This window comes from Novosphingobium cyanobacteriorum, assembly GCF_029436685.1.
Classification (GTDB): Bacteria; Pseudomonadota; Alphaproteobacteria; order Sphingomonadales; family Sphingomonadaceae; genus Novosphingobium; species Novosphingobium cyanobacteriorum.
The window spans coordinates 1-10,798 of the sequence record NZ_JAROCY010000045.1 but is presented as its reverse complement, the minus strand read 5'-3'; the positions used below and the strand labels follow the sequence as shown (position 1 = coordinate 10,798).

Annotated in this window: 7 protein-coding genes and 1 pseudogene; 7 read left to right on the top strand and 1 reads right to left on the bottom strand. The window is 59.3% G+C overall.

Annotated elements, in window-relative coordinates:
- Window positions 1-121: 121 nt before the first annotated feature.
- Both POM99_RS21640 and POM99_RS21635 read left to right on the top strand, forming a co-directional pair.
- Window positions 122-481 (top strand): annotated as a pseudogene (locus tag POM99_RS21640) (MobF family relaxase); the annotation flags it as partial.
- A gap of 228 nt (window positions 482-709) precedes the next feature.
- Window positions 710-1,468 (top strand): HNH endonuclease, encoded by a 759-nt coding sequence (locus tag POM99_RS21635; protein WP_277280825.1) that lies wholly within the window; start codon window positions 710-712, stop codon window positions 1,466-1,468.
- 12 nt (window positions 1,469-1,480) lie between these two features.
- Here the strand turns inward: POM99_RS21635 and POM99_RS21630 are convergent, their stop codons facing one another.
- Window positions 1,481-2,116: a S24 family peptidase gene (locus POM99_RS21630; RefSeq protein WP_006966198.1), complete on the bottom strand. Its 636-nt coding sequence runs from the start codon at window positions 2,114-2,116 to the stop codon at window positions 1,481-1,483.
- Window positions 2,117-2,597: 481 nt separating this feature from the next.
- Between POM99_RS21630 and zorA the strand changes: the two genes are divergently transcribed.
- The 5 genes from zorA to POM99_RS21600 all read left to right on the top strand — a co-directional run bounded on the left by zorA (window position 2,598) and on the right by POM99_RS21600 (window position 10,710).
- Window positions 2,598-4,523: an anti-phage ZorAB system protein ZorA gene (gene zorA / locus POM99_RS21620; RefSeq protein WP_277280821.1), complete on the top strand. Its 1,926-nt coding sequence runs from the start codon at window positions 2,598-2,600 to the stop codon at window positions 4,521-4,523.
- Window positions 4,524-4,573: 50 nt separating this feature from the next.
- The gene (locus tag POM99_RS21615) at window positions 4,574-5,251 is read left to right on the top strand and encodes an OmpA/MotB family protein (protein ID WP_231382162.1); all 678 of its coding nucleotides are present in this window, start codon (window positions 4,574-4,576) and stop codon (window positions 5,249-5,251) included.
- The gene (locus POM99_RS21610; protein ID WP_277280819.1) at window positions 5,248-6,654 is read left to right on the top strand and encodes an EH signature domain-containing protein; all 1,407 of its coding nucleotides are present in this window, start codon (window positions 5,248-5,250) and stop codon (window positions 6,652-6,654) included. Before POM99_RS21615 ends, POM99_RS21610 begins: the two co-directional genes overlap by 4 nt.
- Window positions 6,648-10,403: a DEAD/DEAH box helicase gene (locus tag POM99_RS21605; protein WP_277280817.1), complete on the top strand. Its 3,756-nt coding sequence runs from the start codon at window positions 6,648-6,650 to the stop codon at window positions 10,401-10,403. Before POM99_RS21610 ends, POM99_RS21605 begins: the two co-directional genes overlap by 7 nt.
- A 109-nt stretch (window positions 10,404-10,512) precedes the next feature.
- Complete coding sequence (locus POM99_RS21600) at window positions 10,513-10,710, top strand: hypothetical protein (RefSeq protein WP_277280815.1); 198 nt, start codon at window positions 10,513-10,515, stop codon at window positions 10,708-10,710.
- Window positions 10,711-10,798 lie beyond the last annotated feature (88 nt).

The window sequence follows — 10,798 nt, the reverse complement described above, 5'->3', positions numbered from 1 at the left end:
ACGGCGCGCGACGGCATGCGCGGGCCCCTCCCATGGACTACCGGGATAACCGCCTGCCAGACCGATAGGGGGGTCAGTTTTACGCGCCGATCAGGGGGTCAACTTTGAACGCCGATTGACACTCAGGCGGCTTGACCTCGCTTACGCGCTCAATGCCCATATGGCGCAGGGGCTGACGTCGGATCGAGGCATTGCCGTCATGGATAGCCGGGAGCGCAATCTGGCCAACCAGCAAACCTTCCTCGTGACTGTGACCCGGCTGCGGGACCACCTGACCCTTGTGGTCGACAGTACAGACAAGCTCGGGAGGGCGGTTTTGCAGAACACAGGCGAGAAGACCTCGGCGCTGGAAGTAACCGAGCGCCTGCGCGAGGCTGCAGCGAAAGGCCAGGCCGCCGGGTCACCAAGCAAGGAGGATCATTCCAAAAAGCCGCCAGAACTGGTCAAGGAGCGCACCAAGCCATTCGAAATCGGTATTTAATCTCTGCGAGGTTGAGCCTGGACGGCCGGACATTCTCCAGGCAACCTGGCGCACATTGATTTTGGCTAGGGCGGAACTGTGAAAGGCGTTTTCGAGATCAGCGGCAATTCGCGGTACGATGACGCGATCACCGAGCGGTATCACTTTCCGAGCAATTACCTGTCGGTTGCGCGAGAGCTTGAGAGCGACTGGATCGTCTACCGCGAGACGCGAGTTTCCGGCGGGCGAATGGCCTATATCGCTGCGGCCTTCGTCGAGCGGATCGACGCTGACCCGAGCGATCCCAGCCACTTCTATGCGCGTGTGCGCGACTACCTCGAGTTCGATCAGCCTGTCCCCTACCGCGACGGCAGCGGCCGGTTTGCCGAGCGCTTCCTGCGCGAGATGACACGGCCTGGCGATGCCGGGCGAAGCTTGCGCGGCAAGTCGGTCCGCAGGCTGGAAAACGAGGATTTCGTGGCCATCGTCAATGCGGGCCTTGCCGAAACTCTCGATCCCGAAAACCGCATCCGCCTCGAACTCGATGCCCCCCGCATCGATCCGGAGACCAATCTGCTCCTGCACGATCACTTCGCGGAGCGCCGGGTCGAGCAGATGCTCGTGAACCGCAAGATCCGTGACGCGAACTTCCGCAATCATGTCCTCGATGCGTACGAAAACACCTGCGCCGTCACCGGGCTAAGGATCGTCAATGGCGGCGGCAAGGCTGAGGCCCAGGCCGCGCACATCTGGTCAGTTGCGGGTGGCGGCCCGGACATTGTCCAGAACGGCGTGGCCTTGTCAGCGACAGCCCACTGGCTGTTTGACCGCCACCTCATCACCTTCGACGACAACCTCTGCCTGCTCGTATCGCACAACAAGGTGCCGTCCGAGCTTCTGCAGCTATTCCCGCCAGCGGGTCAGCAAATCCGCCTGCCGCGCGATCAATCGCTACATCCGAGGCCAGAGTTCGTTGCCCGGCATCGCGAGCGATTTGCTGGAATTTGACCCGAGCTCAGATCACACCGATCGGCCGAACCAGATGACCCGGCCGACAACGTGGATCGTCGAGCGATCAACGTCAGACCAGGTCGGATAAGCCGTATTGTCGCTCGAGATCGTGATCAGTCTTCCGCCCGGCTGGATCGTAACCCGCTTCACCACGAGCGCATCGTCGGCACGCAGCACATAGATGCCATCACGCAGGCGCGATCCCTGATCCGAGGAGTCGACTAGGACCTCGTCGCCGTCACGCAGCGTGGGCTCCATCGACTCTCCATGAACATGAATGATCGACAGGCTCGGGCTCTTGGCCCGGGTCAACTTGCCCAGCCAGCGTTCGTCAAAGCCAAAGCGGGTATGGGCTGTCTCGCTCTCCGCGATCGCACCAAAACCGGCCGAGGCATCGACATTGAGGATCGGCACTTCAACCAGACCATCACGCACAGGAAGCGCTGGCCCACCGAGCACCTGCTCATCGACCCCGAAGAACTGGGCAAGGATACGCCGGTCCTCGTCGTCCAGCTTGCGCGGTGAGCCGCGCTTGATGAATTGCTGGATATAAGCGGGGTTGCGATTGAGCAGCCGCGACACCGCGGAATAACCCACGTTTCTCTGCCGGATCAGGCGATCCAGCTCTTCCCTGACATTCTCCATCTGCGTCGCCTTTCAAGGGGCGGTCCAGGTGAGGTGTAGGAATTCATCCTAGACTCGATGGGGTCTTCCTAATAAGAACACAACAAGAACACAAGCTGAATTTGATTCGAGGTAGACCATGAAGCTGCTGGATCGCATCGAGCGTCATCTCAAGGAAACACACATATCAGCCACCCGCTTTGGGCGACGGGCAGTGGGGGATCCACGCTTCGTTCTGGACCTACGGATGGGGCGGAGGCCCCGTCGGAGAACTCTGGAGAGGGTCGAGGCGTACCTCGCCTCGATATCACCGGGGCAACAATCGCAGCCGTAATTTACAGAATCCTCACGTCCTTAATGGAACCAGTCTTGGCGACAGCGGGCGCGTTCGATACCGTCCGAGCTGTTCGGGGTCCTCCTGCTTGAATGCTATTGGCAGACTTGTCTGCTTCCCTGCATAGGAGCAGAGTTCTTCGATTTTGCCGAGTTTCAGGGGGATTGCGTGGAAATTACCGAATGGCTGGGTCATGGTCTGATCTTCTTCTTTACCAAGATTCCGCTCATCGGCGATGCGATGGCTGCTTTCCTGGCTGTCGTATTAGTTGGAACTGCCTTCGCGATATCCTCCCGTTACAAGCGGGATTTCCATGAGCCGCTTGCAAAAGCGATCGAATCTCGGGTTCGACTTCTTGATGATGTGACTGGCGGCAGTACGGCTGACATCGATTCTGCCCGGCTTGCCTTCGCCCGTCGCTTCAATGAAGTCGATGAGCAGATGATGGAGGTTGGTCACCCCGAGGCGCTCCCACTGCGGCGGACCTGGGAGGAGTTTCGAGAAACAATCGTCGATCCGTCTGCGGATGTTCTCCAGAATTCGGCCCGCCCTGAGCACTTCTTCGTAAATCTCGGAGACAGTCACCGCGGGCTCAACTGGTTTGCGAACATCTTTATCGCCATCGGTCTGCTGATCACCTTCCTTGGCATCATTGCTGCCCTGTCGACCCTGGACTTCAGCGGTGGGGTCGATGCGATGCAGGAGCGCCTCAATGAACTGATGAAGGTCGCCGGCGCAAAGTTTTGGGCCTCAGTCGGCGGCATCGTGGCGTCCATTGTCCTGCGTTCTTACGATTACAGGTTCGGTAAGCGGATCAATGACGGCCTCTCCATGCTCTGCGACAAGCTTGAGCATGGCATGGCCTATCTGCCGCCGCAGCGCATTGCGAGCGATCAGCTGGAGCAGCTGAAGGAACAGACCCCCGCCCTCAGGACCTTCTCCGAGCAGCTGGCTGCAGCGCTTGATGGCGCTCTCGAAAAGCAAATGGCCCCGATGATCACCCATCTAGGCTCGATCCAGCAAGGCATCGACAAGATCAGTGGCGGCGGCGGCGAAGCTGTCCGCGATGCCATCGCTTCGAGCGCCGGCGCCGAGATGGCGGGCCTTGCCGATGCGATCGGGGCAATGACCGTGTCGATGGCCACCATGTCAGAGCGACTTGAGAAACAGACGGGTGAAGCAGACCGGCAGATCGAGGACGCCGTGCGCCGGTTCGGCCAAGCCTCCGAAGAGATGCGCACCGCGTTCGGTGACCTTAATCGCAACTTTGGCGTGATCGCCGACCGGATGCGCGAGGAAAATGAGCAAGCGAGCGCACTTGCCCGCCAGAGAATGGATGAACTGCTCACCAGCCTCGGCACAACGCTGGACGATATGAAAGTTGGCTTGGCGACCGCGGCCTCGCAGCTCGGGGAAGCCTCCTCCAATGCTGCAAATAATGCGGCTCGGATCGGTCAGGACGCAATGGAGAAGTCCTTCTCCGAATTCGTGGAACGCTTCAACGGAGCAGGCACTCCGCTTGTAGCCAGCATGAAAGATGCCGGAAGTGCGATCTCTGTTTCAGCTGATCGGCTATCTTCGGCCCAGACGGCAATTGGTGACCATGCACGGGCCATCGAGCAGGTCGCCGCCCGTTCCAGCGATCTGGCAACGGCATTCGGCACGGTCGCCAATGATGTCGAGGCAGCTGCCGCTCCAGTCAGGCAGTCTGCCTTGTCGATTGCGGAAGCTGTCAAATCGGTTGAGGCGGTCGTCGCCAAGAACGCCCAGTCTTCCGAGAGCGCCCGGGATGAAATGCGCGAGCTCGCCGCATCGCTGAATCAGACGGCAACAGCAGCCTCGTCGGCCTGGTCTGAATACCGGGCCCGCTTTGAGGAGGTCGATCGCTCACTCGGAGCGGCGCTCGAAAAAATCACTGATGCAGCGGGCAGCCACGCTACGAACCTCAATGAACGTGTTGGCCAAATCGATCGCGCACTGGGCGAAGGTGTTGCCCAGCTTGCAGGTGCACTTGAGCCACTGACGACCCTGCGCGACACGGTCGAGGAACTGGCCGGAATTCTTGCGAACCAAAATCGGGAAGCTGCTGAATAATGGAAGGCGCCGTTCGCAGGAGACCCCCTGAAGAAGGCGAAAGCTACTTCATGTCCATGACGGACATGATGGTTGGCCTCCTTCTCATTTTTATCATCCTACTGGCTTACTTTGCATTGAATTTGCAGTCGAAGACCGAGGAGCTGACTGGCGCCAACCGAACCCGGGCAGAGATCCTCAACGACCTGCAGCAGTCTTTGAAGGACAAAGGCCTGCAGGTCGAAATTGACACGAAGACAGGTGTGCTCCGCCTGCCTGATGACGTGCTGTTCGACAAAGGGCGATGGGAGCTGAGCGACAGAGGGCAAGCCGCGATCAGCAAGGTTGCCAGCGCGATGGTCGAGGTTCTCCCCTGCTATACCACGTCAAACCTATGCAAAGAGGAACGCTCAAAGCACCTGATCGACGCCGTCTTTGTTGAAGGGCACACTGATTCTGACGCGATGTATGGCGGGATGAACAACTATGGCCTTTCGGTTCGAAGAGCCGAAACGACGTTCACCATGCTTCAGTTCAATCAGCCGGCCTTGCGAGGGTTCCTCAACAAGCCAGCAGGGCAGCCAGGTTCTGCGCCGATCCTAGGCCTGAGCGGCTACGGACCGGACCGCCCTATCGCGCAAGGTGATAGCGAGGCGGCGAAAAAGCGTAATCGACGGATCGACTTGCGGTTCCTGATGACCACACCCAGCGCGGGGCTGGACAAGGATATCTTGAGGCAGGAGCGATGAGCGTCCTGCGCGCGGCAATCGATCGTATGGACGCACTTGCGTCCGCCGGGCTTGCCAAGCCTCCGACAACGCAACCCGAATTACAGCGACAACTCGCCAAACTTGATGCGAGCATCGGTGAGGCGGAGCCAGTTGTCGAATTGAAGCCTTTTTTGCGCAGTGCGGCCGAGAATGGCGCCGAGGCGCTCCCGCGTTTCCAACTCAACCGGGTTCTGCGCGGTGCATGGTGCGATCCAGAGTTCGACGAGTTGGGATATACTGCTCTCGACCGTGCTGTCGAGGAACAGCGGCGCAGTTCCGATCAAGCAATGATCGATGGCTACCTCACCTATTTTCCGGTGGACCGGCCTATCATGGGCAAGCTTGCAGAGGCTGCCTCAAGTGCTGCCCTGCGACATGAGTGGGCATGGCGAGAGAGGGCCCGGCACTGGGAGTTATTTGCGCCCTCGCAAGGCCCTACACGGGTGGCACAGGATTTACTCGCGCGCGACGATGACCAGGTCTTCCAGCTGATGCGGGAAGTTGGGTTGGGAGCAAATCTAGCGGCGAGCGGCTTTGGGCAGGCAACGTTCGCCAGATTTTGCGTAGCGACAGCAGAGTTGCCGCCGAGCAAGGCAGTCCCGGCGCAGCGCAGCCTGCTGAGGCTCTTTGATAGGGAGGCCCTGGCAGGCCAGATTGAGCTCGTCGTGCGCGCGCTGCTGGAACCTTGGGTCAAGGAGAAGCCCGAGCCCGAGCATCGTAAGGCGATTTCCGAATTTCTCCTTGATCAGGTCGGTGATCCCCGTCTTCAGCGGCCCCGCTGGGACAGGATCGTTCGGTCTCTGGCCGAGAGCATTGGCGAAGAACGCGCACTTACAGTCACACAGGTCTTCAAACGCTGGCTCACGGAAGTCGCAATGCGCGAATTCTTCCGGGCTATCGCCAAGACTACCGATCGGCCCGATCAATGGGCGCAACGTGAAAAGTTCTGGATGGCCTACCTCGACGACGGCCTTGTCAGTGATGCATGGCCTGCCTTGGGTGTCCGGGCCCGCAACCAAATCGAGTATCTCATCAGACAAAGCGGCGAACGCCCGGAATATGGAATTATTCGAGGCGGCCCAGCCTCATCTTCCTCAATCATCATGCAGATTGGCGATCTCAGGATTTCCGAGTGGAGCGACAACGGGTCATGCCGCTTTTGGAGTGATAGCGATCCGAATGCTCCGAAGCTTTACGCAAAGATATACGACGGCGGAAAACTGCGGACCACGGCCGGTCGGACAGACTTCGAGTATGAATCTCACGTGCCTGCAAGCCCGGGTTGGGAAGGCAAGTTTGCGGGGATAATTAATCGCCGGACATCAATCTTGCACCCGCGGTTTGGGAAAGGCCGTGGGCGGAACTGGAACGATCGATGGTAAGCACCAAATTCGTCGCAACCCAACAGAGCGATGGCAGCGAGGCGATCACACTGTTGCGTGAGCGGCCGGGAGGGCTGTTCAAACGGGCGTCAAGCGAAACGGTGCCATACTCGGAATGGCCCAAGGTTGCTCCCGAAGCAGGGCAAGCAGCCTTGGCGCTCGCACGCTCGTTCGATCAGGAAGGGCAAATTGTTGAAGAGGACGGAGGGGTTGTCCTTCCCCCTCACATTGCCGCCCAACTCGACGAGGCCGATGCTTTTGCCCTTGGCTTGCCGCCTGCCACGCCTCTGACACTACAGCTGAACTCGAGTGGATCGCTCGCCGAAGGATCCATCACGGTCAATCCGAAGTGGATGCGCCGCGGCGGCGCGCCTGTTCGCGCTGATATTCTTGGCGTTCGTGTGCGAGAAGGAGGCCGCGTCAGCCGCATTCCAGAGCCCGTATTTTCCGTCTTCCTGGCTGCACAAGCAGTGAAGGCAGCCAGTGATGCCGACGAACGAAGAGCAGCCTTTGCCGAGCTTCGTGAACTACTGGGCGATAAGCTCGGGGCCGGCATCGAAGCCGACGGGTTTCTGGAACGCATTCGCATTGCCTACGCTGCAAACTTCTCGTTGAATGCAAAGACCGATCATGGTCGCTTCGACTTTGACCCGGTCCTCTTTTCAAGACATGTAGGCGAAACGACGGAGGGTGACCTCGTCGATGAAAATGAAGCCTCCTTGCTGACCCCGCAGGATGCCCTGCATTTCCAGCGCAGATTTCGGAGCCAGGAAGGGGGGCGGCGTAGTTACCTCCTTTCCGACGGAACGCTGCTGTTCCTCGACCCCTTGCTGGGCAAGGCCCTCGACATCGTTCGGACCAAGCAGGCCGGCAGCTCGCAGGAAAAGCGCGAGTTCCTTCGCTCTCCCCAGCGGGTTTTGCGCGAAGAGCTGAAACTCGATGCTACCGGCGATGACGAAGCGGCCGACCGGCTTTTTATCGAGACGCAACAGTTTTCCGAGCGTGTTAGCGGGATCGAGGTCTGGCAAAAACCGGTCCTGCCTTGGATCAAGCCGAAGTCCAACAGCTGGCTGCCGGAAAGCTTCGGCCTGAGGATTGGTGATCCTCCCGATGCACGACACATTGCCTTGGCTCCCGGTGACGCTGAGATTCTCGCTGGCGATCTTGAGACGGCGATCAAGGCGGGAGACGAAACCGTCGCCTGGCGGGACGAGAACATTCCCGCCACCCCGGCTACCCTTCAGGCAACACGTGGAATTGCCGATCTTGAGCGACAAATCGTAGCGGAGACAGGAGACCAATCGCGATCTGAGGATGAACGTGAACCGGTCGACATCTTCTTTCTGCAGGTAGGGGAGAATTTCGAGCAACTCGATTATGCGCGTCTACCTCGGCCGAAATCCGCTCCAGAGGCATTTCAGGTTCCGGCCCTTCCGCAAGGTCTGAAATCCGAGCCTAAGCCTCACCAACGCGAAGCGTTTGCCTGGCTGACTGAAGCATGGGAGCGCAGGTTGCCTGGCGTCCTCCTCGCCGACGATATGGGCCTGGGCAAGACATTCCAGGCGCTCATGTTCCTGCTCTGGCTAAGATCCAACTCGGCCCACCCCAAACCAGTGCTGATCGTTGCGCCAACTGGCCTGCTTAGGAATTGGCAAGCAGAACTGGCTCAACACGTAGAGGCTGGCCTGATCGGGCCCGTGATTGAAGCCTTTGGGACAAACTTGCGCAGCTACCGGCTGGAGGCTGGAAGCGACATTCGCGGGGGCACCTCACGGCTGGATGCCGGCGAGTGGGAAGACGCAGGGATCGTTCTCACGACGTACGAAACGATGCGCGACTATCACATGAGCTTTGCGCGCATTCCGTTTGATGCGATCGTATACGACGAGATCCAGAAGCTTAAGAACCCGGCCAGCCAAATGACCCGGGCAGCCAAGGCGCTCAATGGTCGCCTACAAATTGCCATGACCGGCACGCCAGTCGAGAACCGACTTCAGGATCTCTGGTCGATTGCCGATACGGTCTACCCTGGGTTCCTCGGATCGAGCCGGGAGTTCGAAAGCAGCTATCCGGCGAACGATCTGGCAGGCCTTGAAGACCTGCAGCAACGCTTGGTCGAGCGTGACGACGAGTTCCCACCCTTCATGCTCAGGCGCATGAAAGACGAGATCCTCACCGGTCTGCCCGAGAAAACAGCGCGCAAATACGCGGTCGAAATGCCACCTGCCCAGGCGCAGGCCTATGATCTCGTGCTCGCTAGAGCGCGCGCGCTTCGTGAAAGCGGCGAGCAAGGCGCGATGCTCAAAGTACTGCACATGCTGCGCGGGACATCGCTCCATCCGTTGGCGCCGCGCGGCGTCACGGATATTGACGCCTACGTTTCCCAGTCGGCGCGCTTGAAGAAGACGTTCGAGATTCTCGAGGACGTTAAACAGCGCGGCGAGAAGGCACTGCTGTTTTGCGAAGATCTGGAAATGCAGGCCTTTTTGGCCATGGCTATCCAGGAGCGCTTCGACCTCAAGCACAGGCCGATGTGCATCAGCGGCAAGGTGGCAGGTCATAAGCGCCAGGAGATGGTGAACGCATTCCAGAGCTCAGCGTCCGCCTTTGACGTACTAATTCTGTCTCCCAAGGCAGGGGGTGTTGGACTCACCATCACCGCCGCCAACAATGTTATCCATCTCTCGCGCTGGTGGAACCCAGCTGTCGAGGACCAAGCCACCGACCGCGCCTACCGTATCGGTCAGACACGTCCGGTCACGATCCACATTCCGATGGCTATCCATCCCGATGAGGCGATCGGTCCGTCGAGCTTCGATCAGCGTCTCGATGCCCTCATGGAGCGCAAGCGCTCACTGAGCCGTGGCCTGCTGATGCCGCCCGAGAGCGAGCGGGATGTTGAGGACTTGCTTGCAGACGTGCTCGACGGGAAGCGGGCCGGGCGACAAGATCAATCCGCCATAACGCCCGAAACGGTGCCCCAAACTGCCCGGGAGCAGGCTAGTTACAGCATTGAACGCCTCGCTGCGACAGAGCCCCAGGTCAGTGATGAGACGCCCAAATCCGCAGCGAGCGAAGCCTTGCCGCCCGCGCCTGAGGAAGCGGCAACGTCCAGTCCGACTGAGGACAGAGGCGCGCCATCAGAGGGCGCAGCCGACGAGGTCGTCTCAGCGCCGTTGGACAGCCCGCTGGTTCGTCGCCCGATTCTCTCGGTGCGAACTCCCGTTGAAGCGGCAGAAGCACGGGCTTCCCACGTTCAGCGCGTGGTCTTCGAACAATATGGGCAGAGAGACTGGACCATTTTTGAGCAGCACGTCCGGGATGCGAAAATCGCACTGCTTGAGATTCAGGATCCGTACTGCTGCGCTGATGGGCAAGCGCGGGGACGACTCATCAGCTTCATCAGTCGCTTTGGTCAGCTCGCTTCACAAATCGCCGCCGTCCATGTTGTGACCTTCGATGCGGACTCGGTTCAGACGCGGGAACCCGAAAGCACTAACGATCAACGCAAAGATCTCGAAGATCGATGGAACCGCATGCTGGCATCGGTGCAGTTGCACCTGGCGCAAAAGTCACGCCGATCCGTCGGAGACCTGCACGATCGTTTCGTTAAAGCCCGGCTCGCCAACGGGGACTCTGTCATCTGGGATTTGGGGCGAGGTATCGACGGGGTCATGAGCGCCCGCTGGTCCTGTGTAGTCAATGCTTTTTACGATAGAGCTTCACGAAGTTCGTCTCTGATGCACTGAAAGTCTCGTCCTCCATCATTGATTATAAAGTAATGTTCATTGATGGTTAGCGCACGGTGGGTAACGCCCGTTACCGGGCGATAATGCAGTTACAGGGGGCGATTCAGCAATGCAGGAACGCGATTTCAAGGCTGAAATCGAAGCTGCGCGCAACGATCCTGCTCAGCTGCGCAAGATTGCGGACGCAATTCAGGCGACAGGTGGTTCGCGTCTTCTGGTGATCCGGGCGATCCAGCTGGCCAGAGCCGCAGATACGGGTCCTCATCCCTTGGGCTGTAGACCGGCGTGCAAAATTGACCCCGTTTGAGGGGTAATCGGCGTCTAAAATTGACCCCACCCTTGGGCATGTTTGAGGCTGTCCGTTTGTGCATACGAACGGCGAGGGCGGGGATGTT